Annotated in this window: 19 protein-coding genes and 2 pseudogenes; 3 read left to right on the top strand and 18 right to left on the bottom strand. The window is 58.6% G+C overall.

Features of this window, described 5'->3' with window-relative positions; genetic code table 11:
- Positions 1-74 precede the first annotated feature (74 nt).
- Positions 75-2,428, top strand: a pseudogene (gene metE, locus CK218_RS15395) (5-methyltetrahydropteroyltriglutamate--homocysteine S-methyltransferase).
- A gap of 670 nt (positions 2,429-3,098) precedes the next feature.
- On the opposite strand, the gene CK218_RS15390 reads toward metE, so the two are convergent.
- Positions 3,099-3,347, bottom strand: a complete 249-nt coding sequence (locus tag CK218_RS15390) for a DUF982 domain-containing protein (protein WP_095776630.1) — start codon at positions 3,345-3,347, stop codon at positions 3,099-3,101.
- Between the two features lie 272 nt (positions 3,348-3,619).
- Positions 3,620-3,922, bottom strand: coding sequence for a DUF982 domain-containing protein (locus tag CK218_RS15380; protein WP_095776632.1), 303 nt, complete (start codon positions 3,920-3,922; stop codon positions 3,620-3,622).
- A 248-nt stretch (positions 3,923-4,170) separates the two neighbouring features.
- Between CK218_RS15380 and CK218_RS15375 the strand changes: the two genes are divergently transcribed.
- Entirely contained in the window at positions 4,171-4,635 is a 465-nt protein-coding gene (locus CK218_RS15375; protein WP_095828254.1) for a MucR family transcriptional regulator, read from the top strand.
- 260 nt (positions 4,636-4,895) lie between these two features.
- Here CK218_RS15375 and CK218_RS31395 read toward each other — a convergent pair whose 3' ends face one another.
- The 6 genes and pseudogenes from CK218_RS31395 to CK218_RS15340 form a co-directional block, all read right to left on the bottom strand.
- Positions 4,896-5,270, bottom strand: coding sequence for a cold-shock protein (locus tag CK218_RS31395; RefSeq protein ID WP_280950827.1), 375 nt, complete (start codon positions 5,268-5,270; stop codon positions 4,896-4,898).
- A gap of 563 nt (positions 5,271-5,833) precedes the next feature.
- Positions 5,834-6,826, bottom strand: a complete 993-nt coding sequence (locus CK218_RS15365; RefSeq protein WP_095828253.1) for an adenosine kinase — start codon at positions 6,824-6,826, stop codon at positions 5,834-5,836.
- A gap of 100 nt (positions 6,827-6,926) precedes the next feature.
- A pseudogene (gene metK / locus CK218_RS15360) lies at positions 6,927-8,103 on the bottom strand (methionine adenosyltransferase).
- Positions 8,104-8,158: 55 nt separating this feature from the next.
- Positions 8,159-9,496 (bottom strand): serine hydroxymethyltransferase, encoded by a 1,338-nt coding sequence (locus CK218_RS15355; RefSeq protein ID WP_095828252.1) that lies wholly within the window; start codon positions 9,494-9,496, stop codon positions 8,159-8,161.
- Positions 9,493-9,855: a winged helix-turn-helix domain-containing protein gene (locus CK218_RS15350; protein ID WP_245435050.1), complete on the bottom strand. Its 363-nt coding sequence runs from the start codon at positions 9,853-9,855 to the stop codon at positions 9,493-9,495. Before CK218_RS15350 ends, CK218_RS15355 begins: the two co-directional genes overlap by 4 nt.
- Before the next feature lie 927 nt (positions 9,856-10,782).
- Complete coding sequence (locus CK218_RS15340) at positions 10,783-10,992, bottom strand: helix-turn-helix transcriptional regulator (protein WP_095828250.1); 210 nt, start codon at positions 10,990-10,992, stop codon at positions 10,783-10,785.
- Positions 10,993-11,119: 127 nt separating this feature from the next.
- Between CK218_RS15340 and CK218_RS15335 the strand changes: the two genes are divergently transcribed.
- Positions 11,120-11,371, top strand: a complete 252-nt coding sequence (locus CK218_RS15335; protein WP_095828334.1) for a DUF2285 domain-containing protein — start codon at positions 11,120-11,122, stop codon at positions 11,369-11,371.
- A 24-nt stretch (positions 11,372-11,395) separates the two neighbouring features.
- Here the strand turns inward: CK218_RS15335 and CK218_RS15330 are convergent, their stop codons facing one another.
- The 10 genes from CK218_RS15330 to CK218_RS15285 all read right to left on the bottom strand — a co-directional run bounded on the left by CK218_RS15330 (position 11,396) and on the right by CK218_RS15285 (position 21,524).
- The gene (locus CK218_RS15330; protein WP_245435049.1) at positions 11,396-11,887 is read right to left on the bottom strand and encodes a DUF2285 domain-containing protein; all 492 of its coding nucleotides are present in this window, start codon (positions 11,885-11,887) and stop codon (positions 11,396-11,398) included.
- A gap of 64 nt (positions 11,888-11,951) precedes the next feature.
- Entirely contained in the window at positions 11,952-12,197 is a 246-nt protein-coding gene (locus tag CK218_RS15325; protein ID WP_143749640.1) for a DUF6499 domain-containing protein, read from the bottom strand.
- A gap of 24 nt (positions 12,198-12,221) precedes the next feature.
- On the bottom strand, positions 12,222-12,671 hold the full coding sequence (locus CK218_RS15320) for an acyl-homoserine-lactone synthase (RefSeq protein WP_245435048.1): 450 nt from the start codon (positions 12,669-12,671) through the stop codon (positions 12,222-12,224).
- A 100-nt stretch (positions 12,672-12,771) separates the two neighbouring features.
- On the bottom strand, positions 12,772-13,497 hold the full coding sequence (locus CK218_RS15315; protein ID WP_095828247.1) for a LuxR family transcriptional regulator: 726 nt from the start codon (positions 13,495-13,497) through the stop codon (positions 12,772-12,774).
- A 632-nt stretch (positions 13,498-14,129) separates the two neighbouring features.
- The gene (locus CK218_RS15310; protein WP_095828246.1) at positions 14,130-15,536 is read right to left on the bottom strand and encodes an aminotransferase; all 1,407 of its coding nucleotides are present in this window, start codon (positions 15,534-15,536) and stop codon (positions 14,130-14,132) included.
- A 1,559-nt stretch (positions 15,537-17,095) separates the two neighbouring features.
- The gene (locus CK218_RS15305; protein ID WP_095828245.1) at positions 17,096-18,550 is read right to left on the bottom strand and encodes a ThiF family adenylyltransferase; all 1,455 of its coding nucleotides are present in this window, start codon (positions 18,548-18,550) and stop codon (positions 17,096-17,098) included.
- Positions 18,547-18,969 (bottom strand): E2/UBC family protein, encoded by a 423-nt coding sequence (locus tag CK218_RS15300; protein ID WP_095828244.1) that lies wholly within the window; start codon positions 18,967-18,969, stop codon positions 18,547-18,549. Before CK218_RS15300 ends, CK218_RS15305 begins: the two co-directional genes overlap by 4 nt.
- A complete protein-coding gene (locus CK218_RS15295) occupies positions 18,969-19,214 on the bottom strand; it encodes a multiubiquitin domain-containing protein (protein WP_095828243.1) in 246 nt (81 codons plus the stop codon). The genes CK218_RS15300 and CK218_RS15295 overlap by 1 nt, the downstream gene beginning before the upstream one ends.
- Positions 19,215-19,414: 200 nt before the next feature.
- A complete protein-coding gene (locus CK218_RS15290; RefSeq protein WP_095828242.1) occupies positions 19,415-19,912 on the bottom strand; it encodes an Lrp/AsnC family transcriptional regulator in 498 nt (165 codons plus the stop codon).
- Positions 19,913-19,979: 67 nt separating this feature from the next.
- Positions 19,980-21,524 (bottom strand): fumarate hydratase, encoded by a 1,545-nt coding sequence (locus CK218_RS15285; RefSeq protein ID WP_095828241.1) that lies wholly within the window; start codon positions 21,522-21,524, stop codon positions 19,980-19,982.
- Positions 21,525-21,528: the final 4 nt, after the last annotated feature.

Here is a 21,528-nt window from a genome sequence, read left to right as displayed (position 1 = left end):
TGGTCGCGGTAGCTCGGCTTCGTACCGCCTATTCGCGGGTTCCTTGTCCCCCGCCCCAACCATCGGGGTATGGCATGACTGTCTCTCAACGAATTGCTGTAGCAACGCTCGGCGTGCCGCGTATCGGTCGACGGCGGGAACTGAAATTCGCGCTTGAAAACTACTGGTCCGGAAAATCTCCCGCTGACGACTTGCTCGCGGCGGCGAAGACGCTGCGTGCCGCTAGCTGGAGGGAGCAGCACGATCGCGGCGTGTCGAAAATCCCGTCCAACGATTTCTCACTTTATGACCATGTGCTCGACACAGTCGCCATGGTCGGCGCCGTGCCGGCACGATACGCCTGGACTGGCGGCGAGGTCCCACTCGATATCTATTTCGCCATGGCGCGCGGCAACCAAGGTCAGGCCGCGGATCGTGGACATGCCGGTGACGAGCATGCGGCCAGTCGGCATGGCCTTGCCGCGATGGAAATGACCAAATGGTTCGACACCAACTATCATTACATAGTGCCGGAACTCACGGACGATCAGAGCTTTTCCCTCTCGTCGGCGAAACCGGTCGATCATTTCCTCGAGGCCAAGGCGCTCGGCATCCACACTCGCCCGGTCCTGCTTGGACCGGTTACCTTTCTCAAGTTGGCGAAGTCATCTGAGAAAGGTTTCAACCCTATCGCGCTCCTGCCACGGCTGCTGCCTGTCTACGAGGTGCTCCTGCAGAGGCTAAAGCTCGCGGGAGCCGATTGGGTGCAGATCGATGAGCCGGCGCTCGTGCTCGATCTGATTCCCAACGAACGGGATGCGCTCCAATTCGCCTACTCCCGGCTGTCGAAAGCAGCACCCGAGTTGAAGATCATGGTCGCTACCTATTTCGGATCGCTGGGAGACAATCTCGAGACCGCAATTTCTCTGCCCGTGGCGGGACTGCACGTGGATCTCGTGCGCGCTCCAGAGCAGTTGGACGCCATCGGCCGGCTCGCGCGGAAGGAACTTGTGCTCTCGCTCGGGCTGATCGACGGCCGCAACGTCTGGCGCGCGAACCTGCCTGCCGTACTTGACCGTATCAAGTCGATCGTCGCCGATTGGCCGCTGGAGCGGGTGGAGATTGCCCCGTCCTGCTCGATGCTGCATGTGCCGATCGACCTGGACATGGAGACGGCACTCGATGCGGATGTAAGGTCGTGGCTCGCCTTCGCAACGCAAAAGACCGACGAGCTGGTCGTGCTCGCCCGTGCCCTGGCCGAAGGCCGGGACGCAGTTGCCGCCGAACTGGAGGCGTCGGCTGAGGCTGCCGCCGTTCGCGCGACATCCGCGAAGGTGCATGATCCGCTGGTCGAAGGCCGGATCGCCAGCATCAAGGTCGGCATGACGCGTCGGAAGAGCGCATTTCCCGTCCGCTCCAAGCTTCAGGCCGACGCATTTGGTTTGCCCTCCTCCCCACCACGACGATCGGCTCCTTCCCGCAAACAGCCGAGATTCGCAAGGCGCGGGCAGCTCATGCCAAAGGCCAGCTGAGTTACATCGACTATGAAGCGTTCCTGAAGAAAGAGATAAGAGCCGCCGTTCGCTGGCAAGAAGAGATTGGACTCGACGTGCTGGTCCACGGCGAATTCGAGCGCAACGATATGGTGCAATATTTCGCCGAGCAGCTCTGCGGCTTCGCCTTCACGCAACACGGGTGGGTGCAGAGCTATGGCTCGCGCTTTGTGCGACCCCCGATCATCATTGGAGATGTGTCGCGACAAAATCCGATGACACTGGATTGGTGGCGATATGCCCAGTCGCTAACGCTGAAGCCGGTGAAGGGCATGCTTACCGGCCCGGTGACGATCCTCAACTGGTCCTTCGTCCGAGACGACCTTCCGCGCTCAGCCGTCTGCCGCCAGGTCGCGCTCGCCATTCGCGATGAAGTGAGCGACCTTGAAAAGGCCGGCGCCAAGATGATCCAGATCGACGAAGCCGCACTGCGGGAGGGCTTGCCGCTGCGCGCGGCCGACTGGGAGGCCTATCTCGACTGGGCCGTCGAATGCTTCCGGCTGGCTTCGACGGCCGTCAGCGATGCGACCCAGATCCACACCCATATGTGCTACTCCGAGTTCGGCGACATCGTGGACGCGATTGCCGCAATGGATGCCGATGTGATCTCCATTGAAACCTCGCGCTCGCAGATGGAACTGCTCGATACGCTTCGAACCTTCAAGTATCCGAACGACATCGGACCTGGCGTCTATGACATTCACTCGCCGCGGGTCCCGGAAGTGGGCGAGATTTCCAACCTCATCATGCTTGCGCGCGAACGATTGCTGGATGACCAAGTGTGGGTGAATCCCGACTGCGGTCTCAAAACGCGCAGATGGGAGGAGGTCCGGCCTGCCCTGGCGAACATGGTGGCTGCGGCACGCGCAATTCGGGAAAAAACGCAGACGGCGTAGGGCTCGGTGACACTCGCCGGCGGTGAGCGGCGACGCTACACCGCGGGCGAGTCTATCCGGCTCACCCAAAGAAATCGAGCTGCCGCTGACGAAACCTCGGCAAGCTTGGTCTGTCGCGGGCCTTGTTATAACGCGTCCAAGCCAGCTGTTCCAAAGGCCGGGGCTGGTGAGCGATCGAAGGCCGGCCCTCAAATGAGCCGGCCAGAAACGAGACGGCTGACCTCCAGCGGGTTTCGGACTACTCCGGATTGGGATAGTCCAATATCACTATCATCTTTCCGACGCCGAGACCTCCACTCCGACGATCGGCGATCATCGGGAGAGGCATCGGCGATCACGTGGCGCCGGTCCAAGGGTGTTCCGGGAAACCGGATGCAGCGCTAAGCAGGGGAACATTCAAACGGCACTTCTGTAGACTATCGAGGCGGCATCGCGCTTTGTCATCTGCAGCGGGCCAACTCTCGCTCAATGGCCCGTCTGCCTCTGTCTCCGATTACGATCGCCGCGAAGGCGAAGCCGAGCGACCGCAGCTTGGCTGGCGGACCGTTGCGTTTTGATGGTGGAAGATCCCACTCGCGACCAGGAAAGCCATCGCGGAAAGTGCGGGGTTGGCTTGCTCCTGGCGGATGCCGGCAGCGGTGTTCGGACCGCGCAAGCGGCGTCATAAATCTCAATCGTTGCGTAGAATGCGTGCTTCGAGCGCGGCTGCGACGAAAGCTCGTCGAGCGGCTGGCGCATGGGTCTTACCGCGTAACACCTGCAGACAGGCCTCCATCGCTATTCTGCGTTTATCGGTCTCATGATGCAGATCCCGCAGCAAGATAGCGGCCGCGTCGTTGACGTCGAACACGATACGCTCTGAGCTGCGGCGGCTGACCTGAACAACGACTGGCCTCTCAAATCTGATCAACCCGGTCATCCCCCCTCCTCCACAGCTACTATGCGGCAAACCGCCCCGGTCGTATTTGTTTACTCAGTCGAACGCGACCGATGCACCTGGACCACTTAAGCGGACCATTGGCGACCAAGCGATCGCCATGAGCTGCGTCTGGCCATAGTCAGGTTGCGTGCGATCTGCGCTCTTGGAGTCGGTGGTGAGGAACTGCTTCTCATTCGCGTAGTCTAGCTGTGGAACCTGAACATACTGCACTCTTTGACGCGCCTTGCCAGCCTCAAACATGTCGTCGAAGGCTACACCTGCACTTTTCCACTGCCCGATCTGCAGGCGGCAATCCACTTCATCGCCGAGGTTGGATCTTCCAATATGGCGACCCGTTTCGCAAAGCCGAAAAAGGCGTTGCGAGCCGTGCTTACCGGCTTGCGCCCATCGTATGCATCGTAGCATGCCCTCAGGGCGACCTCGTGGATCATGTCTCTGCGATCTTCCGGCCACTCGTTGAGAAAATCGATGGCATCCGCAAGGCCGGCAATCTCTTGGATGATGTGCGTTGAGCGCTTCACGAAAAGGGGGTTGCTGAAAGCCTTTGCGTTCATTCGTTTCTCCAAACTATCCGTAACCAATTTGCGTGAAGAGGCGCCCCGCATCGGACGCGGCACAACCATGGCACAGCGGTGTTGTCAGGACGATGACGGTTGAAGAGGAATATCCTGCGACTGCGGCCGGGTGTGTAGCGATCCGCCAACAGATCGTGCAATGGCTTGGTTGCCATCAAACGCGGTCGTCACTATTTAGCTATGAATTGATTCTCCACCGCCCAGTCTAAGTCCGCAGGAGCGTTTTCATGACCGAAGAAACCGAGACGAAAGCTGACAACCTCATCGAACTCACCGCCCATGTCGTCTCAGCCTATGTTTCGAACAATCCGGTTCCCGTCGGTGAACTGCCTGGGCTTATCGGCCAGATCCACATCGCATTGAAAACCAGTGCCGGTGGTGCCGCACCAGAAAAGTCGGAACCTCTCAACCCTGCCGTACCGATCAGAAAATCGGTTACACCCGATTACATTGTCAGCCTTGAGGACGGTAAGAAGTTCAAGTCGCTTAAGCGTCACCTGGCAACCCACCATGGCCTTACGCCCGACGAATATCGCGCGAAATGGGGACTGCCGGCGGACTATCCCATGGTGGCGCCGAACTACGCTGCCGCGCGCTCGGCGTTGGCCAAGACCATGGGTCTCGGCCGCAAGCCGAAGGAACCGGAAACGTCAGCACCTGCCAAGCGCGGCCGCAAGAATGGCGCAGCCTGACCACAATTTTTTCAGATCGACCAAGCCGATGCGGCATGATTTCGCACCTGCGAGATATGATTTGTGCGTTGCAATATCCGCGGCTATCGATATGCTCATGTTGTCGGCCATCTACTCCTCCCAGATATGGTGCCGACGCTGAATGGGGCGCACCTCCTCCCGTGTCTCATTCGAAAATCGAGCCCGCTGCCACCTCCTCCCGGCAGCGGGCTTTTTCTTTGTCTAAGACGCGATTTCGGTCTTGGACCAACGGATTGGCTTTAAGCGAGGCGAATGCTCCGAACCCCCGGGCCTTTCTGGCCCTGCCCGCATTGGACAAACACCTTCTGACCCTCGATCGGCGTGCCCAGTCCTGAGCGGGTCAGCGCGGTGGCATGAACGAAGATGTCCTTCTCACGGTTTTGAGGAGCAAGGAAGCCGAAGCCCTTTTGCGCATTGTACCACTTGACCGTGCCCTCGCTCTCCAACTGGGCGCTCGTCCCGGCGGCGGGCTCTCCAGCGCTACGCGTGTGTAGCTGCGTTTCGCGATCGACCTCCAGCACCTGAGAGACCTGGTGACCTTTTGGACTTTCTTCCGTCGTGACCTTGAGACGCCTTGCCTCGGAAACACCGCGGCTCCCGGCCGCCTGCAGCACCCGGATGTGCCTAGACGCCCTCCGGCAATTTGAAAAAGCCAAAACCCTTGCTGGTGTTGAACGGATGACGTCGGCGTCGACAGCGGGTGCGGTTACGGTCGACGAACGGACAAAGTAGCTTGGCTGGAAGACCGTTCCGCGAAAGAAACCGTGTCATCGTCATGGCGATGCTGGCGTGGCTCACGATGGTCCTTATGACTGCCCATCATCGTCCGACCGGCGTGAACAGCGCTGCGCTCCCAGCAGGATAATTTCAATCGGGTGATGCGTTCATGTCAATTCACGAGTCGGCCTCTTCCCCGCTGTATCGCACGGCCGACGTGTTAGCACATGAGGTCGACCACGGCGGGTGAGCAAGATATGCGACAGGGCGAGCTACTGATCGGAACGCTTCCCATATCGCACGGCAGAAGGTTCGCACTGGAGGGCGATACTCACCCTTTCCATCGTGGCATGCCCCTGCGGCTGCTTCTCACGCGGATGCGCATCTGACATTTCGATTTACGCGCACCGCCCCGCACGGTCCGCAGGAGGGGAACGGTGCGCCCGTCGTTGCAGGCCGGCTAGAACAACCCGGCCTGCTCGGCCTCGCGGCGCAGATTCTGGCGCGGGCGCGGGCCGATCTGCTGGATCACCAAACCGGCCGCCAGCGAGCCGAGGTCGCCGCACTCCTTGAGGCTGCGTCCGGTCGTGTAGCCGTAAAGGAAGCCGGCGGCATAGAGATCGCCGGCGCCGGTCGTGTCGACCAGCTCCTTGATCTTCGTCGCCTCGATGATGACGGTCTCGTCGCCGCGCACGATGACCGAGCCTTTCTCGGAACGGGTGACGGCGGCTATTCTGCAATCCTTGCGGATGGCGGCGAGCGCCTCCTCGAAGGAAGCGGTCTGGTAGAGCGACTTGATCTCATGGCTGTTGGCAAAGACGATGTCGACGGTGCCTGAGCGCATCAGCTCGAGGAACTCGTCGCGGTAGCGGGCGACGCAGAAGGAATCCGACAGCGTCATCGACACCTCGCGGCCGGCCGCATGCGCCAGCCTTGCAGTCTGGCGGATGGCCTCCTTGGCGCGCGGCGGATCCCACAGATAACCCTCGAAATAGGTCACCCTGGCGCCGGCGGCCTTGTCGGCCTCGACATCCTCGGGACCAAGCTCGACACAGGCGCCGAGATAGGTGTTCATCGACCGCTCGCCGTCGGGCGTGACGAAGATCATCGAGCGCGCCGTGGGCGGCTGGCCTGTAAGCGGCCTGGTGTCGAAGGCCACGCCCTGGGCCTGGATGTCGTGCGTGTAGATCTCGCCCAGCGCGTCGTTCGATACCTTGCCGAAGAAGGCGGCCCGTCCGCCGAGGCTGGCGACGCCGGCGGCGGTGTTGCCGGCGCTGCCGCCGGAAGCCTCGATCGCCGGCCCCATGCGGCTGTACAGCAGCTCGGCGCGCCTGGCGTCGATAAGGTTCATCGCGCCCTTGATGATGCCGTTGGTCTCGAGAAAAGCCTCGTCGCATTGCGCGATGATGTCGACAATGGCATTGCCGATGCAAAGCACGTCATATTCCGGCATCAAAATCTCCGCCAAGAACCCACCCGGCTATCTGGCATGCCGGCCGGGCGCGGGTCTAGCGAGTTGAAATGGATTGCCGCATTGCTTGATCCAACGGCCCTCACGCAGCTGCCGGTCCTGCTTCACGCAGCAAGTCGTCGGCTCTGTCCGTCTTTTCCCAGGTGAACTCAGGCTCTTCGCGGCCGAAGTGCCCGTATGTCGCGGTCTTGCGGTATATCGGGCGTAAGAGATCAAGCATCTTGATGATGCCTTTCGGTCGGAGATCGAAAAGCTCAAGAATAAGGCGCTCGATCTTTTTTTCCTCAATCCTTGCAGTTCCGAATGTGTTGACCATGACAGAAACCGGACTGGCCACGCCGATCGCGTAAGCAAGCTGAATCTCGCAGACCTCTGCAAGCCCGCTGGCAACGATGTTCTTCGCGACATACCGGGCGGCATAGGCGGCCGAGCGGTCAACCTTGGATGGGTCCTTGCCCGAAAAGGCGCCGCCGCCGTGACGCCCGGTTCCACCGTAGGAATCGACGATAATCTTGCGTCCAGTCAGGCCGCAGTCACCGGCGGGCCCACCGACCACGAACCGCCCTGTTGGGTTGACCAGAAATCTGATCCCAGAAGTATCAATGTGGGTCGGCAGGACCGGTTTTATGATCTCCTCAATGACGCCATCGCGGGACTGTATCTTGGGAGACCGCCTCGTCATGCTGCGTCGACAGGACTATGGTATCCAGCGCCACCGGCCGAAGACCCTCGTAGCGTACCGACACTTGAGATTTCACATCCGGACGCAGCCAGCCAAGTTGTCCTGCTTTTCGGACCTCTGCCTGTCTTTTGGTCAAACGGTGAGCGAGTTGGATCGGCAAGGGCATCAATGTATAGGTGTCATTGCATGCGAATCCAAACATGAGGCCCTGATCTCCCGCCCCCTGCTCCAGATCCTGCCCTCGTCCTTCGTCAACGCCCTGGCTTATGTCGGGTGACTGCTCGGTGAGAGCCAGAACGACGGCACAACGTCGGCCATCAAAGCCGACGGCAACGTCGTCGTAGCCAATATCCAGGATCGTATCGCGGGCGACTTGGCTGTAGTCGATCTGCGCATGGGTGGTGATCTCGCCAGCCAGAACGACCATCCCTGTCTTCACCAACGTTTCACAGGCGACGCGCGCCTTCGGGTCGGTCCGGAGAATGGCATCGAGGATGGCATCTGAGATGTTATCTGCCATCTTGTCGGGGTGTCCCGCGCCGACGGATTCGGAAGAGAACACGAACTGCCTGGTCATGTATGCCTCGCTTCAAGTGTTGGGGTTAGGTGAGGAGTTTATGGACTGGGGTGGCTTATCGGTCGGTGATGCCGGGGACCTCGAACGCAGTGCAGAAGTTTGCAACCTCTCTTCGTACGCTCGCATGAACCTCCTGGTCATCGGGCTGGCGGCAGACCGAGTCGATGAAATCGGCGATTTGCGCCATCTCCGTCTCGCGCATGCCCATGGACGTCACCGCTGGTGTCCCTAAGCGAATGCCGCTTGTGAGCGCCGGATGCCGCCGGTCGCCCGGCACCATATTGCAGTTCGTAATGATGCCTGCCCTTGCCAGGCGATCGGAATACGCTTTGCCTGACAGCGGCCGGTTCCGAAGATCAAGGATCAGCATGTGATTGTCAGTGCCCCCGGTGACGAGTTCATAACCTCGCTCCAGAAGCGCCTGGGCCAGAGCCTTGGCGTTGTTGACGATCTGCTGACCGTAGATACGAAAGGACGGGTTCGCTGCTTCCTGCAAAGCGACGGCAAGCGCGGCGATAGTATTCATATGCGGTCCGCCTTGCAGGAGAGGGAACACGGCGCGGTCTATACGTTCGGCCAGATTGTGTTGGCTGTTCGGATGATAAAGCGCCTGATAGCGATCTTCCTTCTTCGACAGAATAAAGCCTCCACGGGGCCCACGGATCGACTTATGAGACGTGCTGGTGACGACGTCGCAATGGGCCACGGGATTCGGATGCGCTCCGGCGACAATAAGGCCGCTGATGTGCGCAATGTCGGCCACAAGATAGGCCTTCGCCTCCGCAGCGATTTCGGCCATTGCCGCGTAGTCAAAAATACGTGGATAAGCAGTTCCGCCGACCCAAATTAGCTTCGGGCGTTCCCGCTTGGCTGTCTCGCGCAATTGGTCATAGTCAATTTGCTGCGTCTTTTCGTGCAGCATGTACGGGACTCGCTGATAATCGGTGCCGGAGAAGTTGACCGCCCAACCGTGCGTCAGATGGCCGCCTTCGGGTAAAGGCAAGCCCATGACTTCGTCACGGGGGCTCAAAAGCGCGCGATAGATAGCCTGATTGGCCGGGGAGCCGGAATATGGCTGGACGTTCGCGTGTTCACAGCCGAATAGCGCCTTCAAGCGCTCGATAGCGACGTTTTCAAGCTCATCGACAATCTCGTTTCCCGCGTAGTAGCGCGCACCCGGGTAGCCCTCGGCATACTTGTTCGCGAAGATCGAGCCGGTCGCTTCCAGAACGGCCGAGGAGGCAAAGTTCTCGGACGCGATGAGTTTGAGCGTCGTCCGCTCGTGCCGCCTCTGTCGTAGAAGCAGTTCGTGAACGCGGTAATCGACGTGGACCAAGGAAGACCGTCCGAAAGTGTCGGGCTGCGCGATGGCACCCTCGGCGCAGTTGCTCATGGCAATTCGCGCTCCAATTGGATGGATCTATTCCCCATCAAGCAAGCGGTCCCCTTGGCCCGCGCGTCTTGTACCGCCTCGAGCCGCTCCAGGTCCCGCTTATGAGGCCCATCGTCGTGGGGCAGGAGATCGACCAAGAATTGAACCAAACCTCGGTCCTTGCCCACTGTATTGAGATGATATGAGGACCAAGGACGTTGTCCGTTGCCGCAAAGAAAGTCGGCTCTGGTGAGCCTCCGGACGTGTCGTGCAACGCGCTCGCGACGCAGATCCAGAATCTCTGCTAGTTCGCAGACAGTCAGGTCAGCATGCGCGCAAAGGCCCAGGATTCGAAGGCGATCAATATGTGCTGCTGTCATTAGGCGATCGACAAGTATCATCATTGGTCAGCACGACGCCAAATAGAAGTACCAAACCCTTGTCCTGCTGGCTTTGTCATTTCGCGCTCTTCGCAAACGCTGTTCGGCGGAGGACGTAAAACGACACTAGGTTGGTTCTGCCGCCGCTGAATAATTTGTAGTGACACTACCACTGACATGGATTTGCGGTCGCAAAGATTACATGAATTTCTTTGAAGTATCTATTGCAATGCTTACACAAGAACGCAACGAACATGGCAGTGGCAAGACGGCAAGGCTGGCGAGTTACCTTTTCGCAGGCGGCAGAGCTACACTGTATGGTGCACCTGATCCGCCATTTAAGATCTCGTGTCACGGAAGGATCGCAAAGCCGTCGTGCTGACCCTCAGCGCCATTTGGCGGGGCGCGGACGCCAACCCGGCATGAAGGCTCTGGAGGACTTCGACGCAGGCGACTCGGCCGGCATACCCGGCGATCACTCAGAGCTGGCGGCCCGACTGGCAGCACGTCGTGCCTCTTGGGTTATCCAAGTGCGCGCAGCATCATTTACACGACGGATGCGGTTGCCGCGGCGCGTCGGCGTCATTCCAAATAGCGCTTAGTCGTGGTCAGTCCGGATCGATGTGGCGGACACGGAGGGCTTGTGCCAGTTCGTGATTCGTGACGATGGTTGGGTTCCTTTTGCCCTTCTCCGACCGCTGATGTACTGCAGAGTGAGCCGGACTCTCGGCAAGCTGCTCCCGCCTAAAGCCGGTCTTCTCCCTTGTCCTCGTGCATTTCGTCCAACCAGCAGCGCTGTTGGTCACGCAAGTTGCGCCAAGGGAGCACGCCGGATGGTCTACTCGAAGAAAGCGGGCTAATTCACTGGCGGCCGTTTGCGCCATCAAATTTGATTTCGGCAACCCGGGATGGGCCGGATCGCCTTTGCTACTGCGGCCTAATCAACTCGCAAGGATCAACGTCAAGCGCCTTTGCGAGCTGGCCAAGCACACTGACGCTTGCGGAAACCCGAGCACGCTCGATCGAGCCCACATAGCGCATGCTCAGCTCTGCGCGGGCAGCCAATTCTTCCTGCGTCAGGTCCAGATCATGGCGCAAACGACGCATGTTGATCGCCATGACCTCCTTGAGGTCCATGGGAAGAAAGGGACCAGAACCAGAACTATCGTTCTAGGAACTATCGTTCCTATTCGATATGATTGGTCCAACGAGGAGATGTCTTTGCCTATCAAGAGACGACAAACCCGAACCGCAGGAGGTCGCGATGAAACCCAAAGTTCAAGACGAAGTCCCGTGGTCGGACCGTCTGACCGCTTACGACAACGAGCACTTCACGATCTATATGAGGCTCCTGGACGCGTCCGCCGACGATGCCAGCGAAGACGAGATGGCGCAGCTCGTCCTCGGCATCGATCCGATGCGAGAACCTGAGCGCGCCCGATTGGCGGTTCGCAGTCATCTCGATAGGGCAAACTGGATGGTTACGACTGGATACAAGGAACTGTTCGCGCGTTGACTGCCTCCAGGTGAACTATTCAAATCACTTTCGGGCGAGGAAATCCTGATAGCCATGACCCATGAGCATGTGACCGCGCCGGACGGCACGGCGGATGCGATCGCGAAGGTGGTTGCGCGGATCCGTCCAGTCGGCCTGGACGCGTTGCTGGTCCAACAGAGCCCTTGCGATTTCACGGTGCGATGCACCGGCTAGCGAGCCGTCAAGCGCCTGAAGGACAAAGCGCAGACGGCTGGCGCGCGCTTCGGGCGGAAACAGCCTGGCGGGAAGTTGTCCGGTCGCGTGAAGAGCATTGAGGCATTCGAACGCATTCAACTGCTGTCTCATCCGATCGGCGGGCCAGATCGCGTCTACGGAAAGCCGAACGGGGCGCAAGACGTCCGCGCCCTCCACAACAAGTTGTAAATCCCGGTGAGCATTTCGCAGCATGACATGCTGGCGACCGTCCGCCGTGATCACGAGTGCCGCCCGACATGGCATTGCAGCGAGATCAAAAAGAAGTGTTTCGGGCGACAATACCTTTTCTGCAATGACCCGCAGGACGTGCGGGCATTGGCGGGAGCACCAGAACACATTCGCATCAGGCCTCAGCGAGCTTGCGAAACAGGAGCCCCCACCGCGTCAGATCGAGCGACGATCTCACCACTTCTACGTCGAAGCGCCTTTCTGCAAATTCTGCGTGCTCAAGCGCGTGCCTCAAGTCACGTTGGAAGGCAGGATTGCGCCGAAGGAATTCCCAGGCCCAGCCGCGTTGCGTCAGGTAGCGCGTATAGCGATAGGATTTCTCATCCTGCCAGTCCGGCCAGTCGGCGTCATTACCAATCATAACCATATCAGGCGCCCGTCCAGATCACCGGCGCCCACAGTACAGGACCGCGAAGACCGCTATTGTGGCGGACCGCAGCAAGGCTCTCCTCTGCGACATCCAAAAAGCCGGCAAAGGCGCGCGTGGTACCGATTGTCTGGGGCAGACCGATCCGGGCGAGCGGCCATCCGGCGTACGCAGAATAGCCCTGTGGGCAAATCCGTAACCGGGTGTTCTTCCTTCCAACAGGGTCGAAAAGACGTCTGGGAGCATCGTCGTCGAGGGCAGAGGGCGTACGCCGCACCCGACGGGACCGGCGGAACCGCGGAACACGAGATAGTGCGGTTTCAGGGCCTCGAATGAATCGCTCTCGAAGCCGCCGGTCGTGTGCACCTTCCAGCCGAGCCGCTCCTTCAAGACGTGGCAGCGCAGCCGGTGCATTTCGTGAAGTTCGTCGAAGGCGCCGTACCGGCCGGCCGCAATAAGCTCAATCATGATGGTCTCCTCGCAGGTATGACCCTGCCATTGGAGGCTAACCTTCATGCCGCGACTGCCTGTGCATTTGCACAGGTAGATCAAGGAGGGATTCTGTTCCTCAGAGGATTGATGATCTTGAGGAGGCCAGCAGCGTTACCGCCTGATTTTTGGTGCGCACGCCGAGCTTCTTCTTGGCATTGTCCAGATGGAAAGCGGCCGTGCGCTCCTTGATGCCCAAGATGCAGCCGATCTCCCAGGCGGACTTGCCCTTTGCCGTCCATTCCAGGCATTGGTATTCACGAGGCGTCAGCGAAACACCATCCACCGTCAGACCACCGGAAAGCTTGCGGCGAACGCCAATGTGAAAGCACATCGCCATAATCTCAAGCGCCTGCTCATATTGCTCGGCTACGCGCAGGAAGGTCGGATCGAGCCTGTCTGCCGCGAAGGTCATGGCAGCGACACCGCCGCGGCGGTCGACAAGTGGAATCGTCAGTCCGCAGCAGATGCCGAATTCGGCAGCCTCATCGAAAAGCTGTTGCTGTCGCGTTGAAATGCCGGCATGGCCGAATCCCGGTCCCCACTGAAAGGGACATTCGCTGCATCGTGCCCATTCTATGACCGGGTCAATCCTTTCATATTGGTGGAGCATGTAGTGCGACGTCCAGCCGGAATGATAGTTCGATATCAGCCTGGGTTCTGTGACGCGATCAGACACCAGAGACAGACAGGCGAATGCTGGAATGTCGAAGGCGCCGGCGGCGCTGGCGAGTGCGTTATGGAAGTCGACTTCATCAACGCTTAAAGACAACTGATCCAGCAAAGTTTCGAAGACGAGCTGCATTTTGTCCTGCGGCTGTTTCAATTAAACCTGGGACTTAACACGCGATGGCGAGAAGACTTGCCCCCGCGATTCGACCCCGGAGAAAATTCACCGCGGTGACTACTCTCCGGACTTTGGATCATATGAAAGGAGATGCACGCGACCTCGACGCCGGATGCCCTAGCCGCGGGTCCGAAGCAGCGATTGTGGGCGGTTGTCATGGTGAATAGAAATATCGAAGCTCGATGTGCATCCGGATTTGCAGATGACCTCCTTCTCGAACTGTCGATTGCGGACGCGCTACAATCACGCAGATCCATCGATCAAAAAAGGCGCCCCGCCGGCGGGGAGGTACACCGGCAGGGCGCGCCGCACAGAAGCCCCGGTCGTTGGGCAACAGGACAGCGGCGGCAGAACTGATTTGGTAACCGCTTGATCGAAGTCTGAAGCATGCTTAGAATCTGACGGCTTCAAGTTTCGGTCGGTTCGGCGTGAAATGCGCAGTCAACCCTTCTTCACCAATGGGACGTCAATGGGCGACCAGTCCTAATGCAAGGGTGACGTCTGGTCCCTGGGAAAGTTCATCCCAGGGAGCACCACGTTGGTACCTGGGACGGCGTCAACCCGGGGCTCGCATTCCGTTGGCGCTCCGTTCACATCGCATTCTCGGCCTTCAGCGCGCGATAGGTCGTCTCGATCGATTTCGCGGTTGCGTCGACGATTATGTCGATCTCCTTCCGAGTGATGATCAAAGGCGGGGCAAAGCCGAGGATATCGCCGTGTGGCATGGCGCGGCCGATGACACCGTTCTCGAACAGAGCAGCGGCGGCGCGAACGCCGACCTGAAGATCGTATGCAAACGGTATCCTGTGCTTTGGATCTCGCATCAGCTCGACGGCAGAGAGGATTCCGACACCACGAACCTCGCCGACGATGGGGTGTCCCGCCAGTTCGGCATTCATGCGTGCATGCCAATACGGTCCGACATCGCGCACATGCTCCAGAATATTTCTTTCCTTCAGGAGCCGAATATTGGCGAGCGCGGCCGCAGCGCAAAGCGTATGACCCGAATATGTCCAGCCATGGCCCAGCGCGCCGTGCTTCTCTGTTCCTTGTTCCAAGACCGACCAGACGCGGTCGCCAATGATTGATCCGGAGATGGGCAGGTAGGCCGAGCTCAAACCCTTGGCGATGGTCACGAAGTCCGGCCGCATGCCATAGAGGTGAGAACCGAACTTCTCACCGGTTCGTCCAAACCCGCAGACCACTTCGTCGGCGATGAGGAGGATATCGTATTTGTCGAGCACGCCTTGGATAGCGGTCCAATATCCTTTTGGGGGCGGAACGATGCCGCCTGTCCCAAGCACCGGCTCTCCGATAAACGCTGCAACGGTCTCCGGGCCTTCAGCGAGGATAAGGGCTTCAAGTTCATCCGCGCAGCGTTTCGAGAACGCTTGCTCACTTTCGCCGTCATGCGCTTGGCGATAGTGGTGCGGCGTCGTGGTATGGCGTACCAAGTCCAGCGGCAAGTCGAAGAAATTATGAAAAAAGGCAAGGCCCGTAAGGCTGCCGGTGACCAACCCAGACCCGTGATAACCGCGATGTCGCGAGATGATCTTCTTCTTTTCGGGGCGGCCTAGAATATTGTTGTAGTACCAGACCAGCTTGATGTTGGTCTCGTTGGCGTCGGAGCCCGAAAGGCCGAAAAAGACCCTTCGCATGTTCTGGCCAAAATACTCGACCACGGCCTCTGCCAAGAGGGCGACTGGCTCTGTACCTTGACTTGCATAGACATGGGCGAACGGCAATTCGTGTGCTTGCCTGGCAATGGCCTCGGCAATTTCCGTGCAGCCATATCCCATATTGACGCAGTAGAGCCCACCGAAACCGTCGAGGCTCTTTCGGCCTTCGGTATCCCAGATATACACGCCTTCCGCACCGGCCATGATCCGATTTGGGGTCTCCCCTCGGCTGTGCTTGGCCAGATGCGTAGATGGATGAAAGACGAAGCTTCGATCCTTCTCTCTGAGTTGCTCGGTTCCCAGATTGCTCAACCGCATAGTCCCTCTCCTCGCGATGGATTGGCGAAGGGCACTCGGCCGGCCGCCTCCTTAGGCGATTAGCATACCGCAAACGCCTCTCCAGTTTCGCGGGAATGCACGTCATTCCCCGACGAATTCGCGGAATCGTGATGAAAAGCCGTGGAAACCCAGCCCTCGGCGTTACCGTCGCCTTAGCGCGGACATGGGATCGGTGAATTGAAGTCCATAGATTTGGTCACGCGAAGGCTGGTTTGGATTTGCTGACGGACGCGTTCATTCACGAGATCAGCGAAACTGGCCCTTATTGCATGCGGGCGCTGCCGGGTTCTGTTCGCGGGCCGCGTGTCAGCGAAAGGTACCGCATAGGGTCTGGAGATGGTGGTAAGAGATGCGCCGTCAGTTGGCCGCCGTGCTGGAGACCAGCAGAAACTGCCCGATGGGTCCCTCGTGTCGTCGGAATAGGTTCGGTAATATGTGAAAGCGAACAAGTACGACGACCGCGACGCCGAGTCGGCGACGCCACCACGATGCGCTTCGTGCCGGTCAAAGCAATAAGTCGGGTGGCGGGGCGGACGGCGCTGTTCAACAATCTACGCACCGTTTTTTGAGTTTGCGAGTTTGCGAGCTCTGGGCCTCGGCCAACGAACATCGAATCTCCGGTGGATGACCGTGGCCCAGTCGTCATTGCGTGTATCTGGCGTGCCCGTTACTGCACTGTCTCAGCTGGCTTTGCGAGGCTTACGAGGTCGCTCTCGTTGCCGAGCGCATCAACTTTTCGTCGACGAATGGAATGTATTGGCAACTGCGCCCGCGGGGATGCTCATCGCGATGATCAGCTGAGAGCACGAGGAACAACCTATAGCCGGCTGTGGTCAGAATGGCGTGAGGGCCAGGCCGGCTGGGCCGGCGAGATAGTTGCGGACTGTCCGGTGCTCGGCCTAGATGTGGCCCGTCACGGACTCGATGGCCGAGTGGCCCCGCACCTGGCCTTGGTGGCCGGGGTGACTTGTGTTTCTGGCCCGCGGTGCAGCTCCTGAGCTTGCGACTCTCCGCAGTAGTGTGACCGGACTAGCGCCGCATAGCCGTCGTCACATCGCAGTCGCTCCAGGACGCGCTCTAAATTTTTCTTTCATATAGGTCGGATCGGGCCCGCCAAGGCTCGACACCCGTGTCGTCACACCAGTAGACTCTTCCCTCGCTAATCCAGAAATGGCTTAGGCATCCTTTAGTTCTCCAAACAGAGGGATGCAATGTTGGCCGGCCCTCCACGCTCACCTCAATGCGCCACCTGGGGTTATGTGGCGGATGCGTTGGTAACGAAACCACATCGCCACACCCACAGGGGCACCTAAAGAGCGCCCAGTATGGTCGACCTTTGTGCACGACGCTGATGAACTGCCCCGGCCGAACCGTGTCATTCGGAGGCGTTTTTTCAACCACATCACTGCGCGCGAAAAATACATCCGCGGGTGGTGCGTCAGAAGGATTTCGGTCCTCAGACGTTTGTGGACTGCGTGGGCCGAGAATGATTTCCTCTACCCACCGAAAGAATCTTAACAGCCAAGACCACATGTGAATCAACACAGCTTGCCGAGTGCCGGCATTCTGAGCCGATAGCCATTCTCAGATTCGAGCAATAAACCGTTTGGACCGCAGCAAAAACAATCTGTGTTGTCCTTTGGCATGTTGCTGTAAATTACCATGTGCACGAAGTCGTACCATATATTGTCACGGCGAATGTCGCTCGGAAGCCGCCGATACGGGCGCACCAGGTCAAATAATGTCGCGACGGCCATGTCCGCAGTCGCACTGGTGAAGGGGCCGACTCCGGGCGCCCGCTCCCCGCCCCCGACCAGGTAGTACTCTTCCCGGAGCGTCTCTGGATCCACCTCCACCAAATTCGGGCGCGCCTTCAGTGCACTCTCGTAACTGAGCTTTTCCTCGGTGACGACGCTTTGGCATCGTAAGCACCCACCAGATTCGGGAAGAACTGTGCTAACCCGGCCTTTATGGGAGCGTAGGTACGGCTCACGCTCCTGGTCAACACCAATGTTGCCGGCGAGCCCGCAGTCGATAAGCCCTTGGCAGTAATAGTACACTGCTTGATTGAGAACTTCTCTTCCAGCTACATCGTCGGTACAGCCGAAGACCAGGTCGGCGCTGGAAATCGCATCGACCGCTTCTGGAGACTCGTTCACATACGCCTCAATCGCAACGACATTCAACATCAGGCCCAGATCGCGAATGTACCGCGCTAACGTGGCCGCTTTGCTCTCGCCTACATCGCAACGGCGATATCCGCGGACGCGGTTGAGATTGCTTTCTTCGAGCAAATCGCCATCAATAACGATGAGTTCGCCTACACCCGCGCGGGCGATGAGTGTGGCGAGTGAAGATCCGGTTCCACCAGCTCCGACGATTGCTACGCGCAACGATCTGAGCTTCTCGTTGAATGGTTCGCCAAAGGCGGCTTCTTGACGCCTTAGCAGTTCCGATGGCACAGCGTCGCCTGTCTCGTTAATATGAACTGCGAGCTCCGACCCGAGCACACAGACATGCCGGACGTCCATCACGCGTTGAGGAGCCGCACCCGGCCGAACTCTCGCACGCCACTGTCCGTCGGCTAAAATCATCGCAACAAATGAGACCTCAGGGCCGTTGCAGCCAGCGTATCCCCTCAGAATGCTTTGTTCGTTCTGATCATCTTTCGTGGAGAAACTGAGCATCCCTCCTGGATGACTATGTGCGAATCCCAGCTCAAGCCGTTCCTGCTCGCAACGAAGGTAGATATCCTGAAACTTGCGCAAATTAATGCGCAGGTGAACCGGGGAGCTGTCCACTACCCAGTCACCGTCCATCTCAATCACATCAACAGCCACAAAACGTGTGGACGCCGGCAGACCCGATACAGTCCTGTCCATCTTGCGAAAGAGAACCAACGCGCCCCGTTCGTGGCCGCCCAGGTGCCCCGTCAACCAGCTCTTCAGCCTGTCGTGGAAAGAACCGGTAATTGAGATGCGATGTCCGTTCATGAGCGTTTCGCGTCAGGGTACTTAAACGCCCATGAGATCCGGTCCATAATTGTCTGGATGTTGTCGACCTTTGGTTTCCACGGATTGTTGTGCCAGTGCCTGGACCACCGACAGAACACTAGCCCGTTGTGCGTACGCGAATCCTCTTTGGGACCAGGCCCGCCAGTGTTTGGTATTGGCTTTCCATCAGCTCGATGGAGGCGTGGGTGAACCCAGAACATGTCCCCGCCCGAGCTATTGTAATTCTGCGGAATAACATACAACACATCGACCGCATCGGCGGGCTTTTCATCCACCAGATATATATCTTTCGGCAGCGAAAAATTCTTGAATATAAGAAAACGGGCGCGGTCTTCTTCCTCAAAATCGACGCTTGCTTTGTGGAGTATCTCGTAGTCAGAATCGAACAACAGGGGCATTATTGATGTCCAGCTTCCGAACTAGCATCCTGGGCGTAAAACTTTTCGATCCCCGGAGGCTGTAAATCGATTGTGTCACCACGCCCAACGGGCTGACCGGGCTGGCCCAGCCTTTTCACATAAAGGTCCATGCTATCTGGTATGCCAGGGCCAACGCCTCGCACTTCAGCGCCGGTTATGAACTGGTTATCCCATTCATAATTTTCGTTTTCGATTTTGAATTTGAACTTCTCTTTCGGAGCCATAGGCTTCGATCCTCTCTCGCAGTTCCTCGATGTCCAGGTTGCTCAGGCGCATCATCCTCTTGCCGTTTCGATTGAGGAGACGCCGACCAGCCGCCTCTTATACGGGAAGCGTCCCTTTGTGTTTCACGGGAATGAGCGTGTTTCGCCACGGAATTCGCGGAATGATGATCCAATCCCGTGGAAACGAAGCCCGGGCGAGTTTACCGCTGCGTTAGCGAAGACAAGGGAATCGGCGCATTGGATTTCACGGGTTTGGTCACGACAAGGCTATAATATTGATCAATCCCCAAGCCTGCCTGCAGCAATCCCTCCATGAAATCCTGATACGCAGCCATAGAAAGAGATGCGACGCGCAGCAGATAATCGATCCGCCCGCCGATAGCCCAGCAATCCAGGATTTGCGGATATTCTTGGATCGAAGTCTCGAAATGTCTCTGGTCCTCAAGGCGATGACGATCCAGTACGACCTCCACCATGACAAAGACCATGCCGCCGATGAGGGCCGGACTCAGCCGCGCGTAAAACCCTTCAATAATCCCTGCGACCTCGAGTGCACGGAGCCGCTCCGAGCAGGCCGACGCCGAAAGATGAACGCGTTTTGCAAGCTCGCTTTTTGAAATCCGGCCGTCTGACTGAATCTCTGAGAGAATCCGGAAATCCCAAGCGTCCAGGCGCGCAGGATTGGGTTTCGACTTCATAACCGTCTGCTTTTAGCCGTTGTCGACAATGGAATTGACGCCAACCAACCGAGCTCGGTCGGAGGGCTCAAACGCCGATGTTGCGTGCGATGCTGTCCGCCGCCATGCGCTTGCGCCACTCAAGAGGCCCGGAATTGTGAATGGAGTTGCCCTCAACATCGACAGCCATGATGACAGGCATATTCTGCACCTCGAATTCATAGACTGCTTCCATGCCCAGGTCTTCGAAGGCAATGAGCCGCGCTGACTTGATCGATTTTGATATTAGGTAGGCAGCCCCACCCACTGCGATTAGATACGGCGTTTTGTGTCTTACAATCGACTCGATGGCAGCCCGTCCTCTCTCCGCTTTGCCTACCATCGCGAAAAGCCCGGTTTCGGCGAGCACCTTGTCGGTAAAGTCGTCCAAGCGGCTGGAGGTTGTTGGGCCAGCCGGTCCGACGACCTCATCTCGCACGGCGCGAACGGGTCCAACGTAGTATATCAGGCGTCCCTGCAGATCGAACGGAAGCGGCTTGCCGGCGTCGATCAACTCGACCATTCGCTTATGTGCGGCGTCACGGCCTGTCAGCATCTTTCCGGACAGAAGGAGCGTTTCACCACAGCGCCAGGATGCCGTCTCTTCCTTGGTCAACGCGTCGAGGTTGACACTTCGTACGCCGGCCGGACTCAATTCGTCGGTGCCAATGTCGGGCCATTCGCACAAATCGGGCGGCTTCAGCCTGATCGGTCCAGAGCCATCCAAGATAAATTTCAGGTGCCGGTTGGCGGCGCATTGCGGAATGACCGCCACGGGCTTGGACGCCGCATGGGTAGGATAGGTCGCAACCTTGACATCGACGACTGTCGTCAGGCCACCAAGGCCTTGGGCGCCGATGGCCAGCGCGTTAATCCGCTCATAAAGCTCAATCCGCAATGCCTCCTCAGCGCTTGACGGCCCCCTGGCGATTAGTTCCGACATGTCGATGGGCTCGTTCATGGCTTCCTTGGCAAGTAGCATCGCCTTTTCAGCGCTACCACCGATGCCAACGGAGATCAGGCCGGGCGGACACCACCCACTGCCCAGCGTCGAGACTGTGTCAACCACCCAGTCGGAAACAGACCCGCTGGGGTTTAAGGTAGCAAAGCGTGCCTTATTCTCCGATCCGCCGCCTTTTGCCGCGATGGTGATCTCAATCTGGTTCCCTTGTACAAGGTCGACGTGGATGACCGCTGGAGTGTTGTCACGGGTGTTGACCCGTCCGGCGAGCGGATCGGCAACGATTGATGCCCGAAGGGGATTGTCGGGGTCGAGATAGGCCTGACGGACACCCTCATTCACAAGGTCGGCGAAACTGACCGTTGATTTGATGCGGGCGCCCATGCCGACCTTCGCGAAGACCACCACAAGGCCGGTGTCCTGGCAGATCGGCCGCCGCCCGAAGGCTGCCATTCGAGAGTTCAGCAGAATCTGCCCGATCGCATTCTTCGCCGCCGGGCTCTGTTCCCGCGCATAGGCCTGCGAAAGTGACCGGATGTAATCTGGAGGATGGTAGTACGAGGCGTACTGAAGGGCGTCGGCAACGCTCCTTGTGATATCCTTGCCGGCGATGGTCCGTGTTCTTCTATCCACGAAA

This window comes from Mesorhizobium sp. WSM3879, assembly GCF_002294915.1.
In the GTDB taxonomy this organism is placed as follows: Bacteria; Pseudomonadota; Alphaproteobacteria; order Rhizobiales; family Rhizobiaceae; genus Mesorhizobium.
This window is presented reverse-complemented; position numbering and strand designations above follow the sequence as displayed.

Bases quoted from the DNA above. Each gene is read 5' to 3' on its own strand.
- CK218_RS15375 (WP_095828254.1), top strand. From the start codon at position 4,171: ATGACCGAAGAAACCGAGACGAAAGCTGACAACCTCATCGAACTCACC.
- CK218_RS15365 (WP_095828253.1), bottom strand. From the start codon at position 6,826: ATGCCGGAATATGACGTGCTTTGCATCGGCAATGCCATTGTCGACATC.
- CK218_RS15355 (WP_095828252.1), bottom strand. From the start codon at position 9,496: ATGAGCAACTGCGCCGAGGGTGCCATCGCGCAGCCCGACACTTTCGGA.
- CK218_RS15380 (WP_095776632.1), bottom strand. From the start codon at position 3,922: ATGAACGCAAAGGCTTTCAGCAACCCCCTTTTCGTGAAGCGCTCAACG.
- CK218_RS15295 (WP_095828243.1), bottom strand. From the start codon at position 19,214: ATGGCTCCGAAAGAGAAGTTCAAATTCAAAATCGAAAACGAAAATTAT.
- CK218_RS15335 (WP_095828334.1), top strand. From the start codon at position 11,120: ATGAAACCCAAAGTTCAAGACGAAGTCCCGTGGTCGGACCGTCTGACC.
- CK218_RS15305 (WP_095828245.1), bottom strand. From the start codon at position 18,550: ATGAACGGACATCGCATCTCAATTACCGGTTCTTTCCACGACAGGCTG.
- CK218_RS15290 (WP_095828242.1), bottom strand. From the start codon at position 19,912: ATGAAGTCGAAACCCAATCCTGCGCGCCTGGACGCTTGGGATTTCCGG.
- CK218_RS15325 (WP_143749640.1), bottom strand. From the start codon at position 12,197: ATGATTGGTAATGACGCCGACTGGCCGGACTGGCAGGATGAGAAATCC.
- CK218_RS15320 (WP_245435048.1), bottom strand. From the start codon at position 12,671: ATGATTGAGCTTATTGCGGCCGGCCGGTACGGCGCCTTCGACGAACTT.
- CK218_RS15300 (WP_095828244.1), bottom strand. From the start codon at position 18,969: ATGCCCCTGTTGTTCGATTCTGACTACGAGATACTCCACAAAGCAAGC.
- CK218_RS15390 (WP_095776630.1), bottom strand. From the start codon at position 3,347: ATGACCGGGTTGATCAGATTTGAGAGGCCAGTCGTTGTTCAGGTCAGC.
- CK218_RS15340 (WP_095828250.1), bottom strand. From the start codon at position 10,992: ATGGACCTCAAGGAGGTCATGGCGATCAACATGCGTCGTTTGCGCCAT.
- CK218_RS15350 (WP_245435050.1), bottom strand. From the start codon at position 9,855: ATGACAGCAGCACATATTGATCGCCTTCGAATCCTGGGCCTTTGCGCG.
- CK218_RS15315 (WP_095828247.1), bottom strand. From the start codon at position 13,497: ATGCAGCTCGTCTTCGAAACTTTGCTGGATCAGTTGTCTTTAAGCGTT.
- CK218_RS15310 (WP_095828246.1), bottom strand. From the start codon at position 15,536: ATGCGGTTGAGCAATCTGGGAACCGAGCAACTCAGAGAGAAGGATCGA.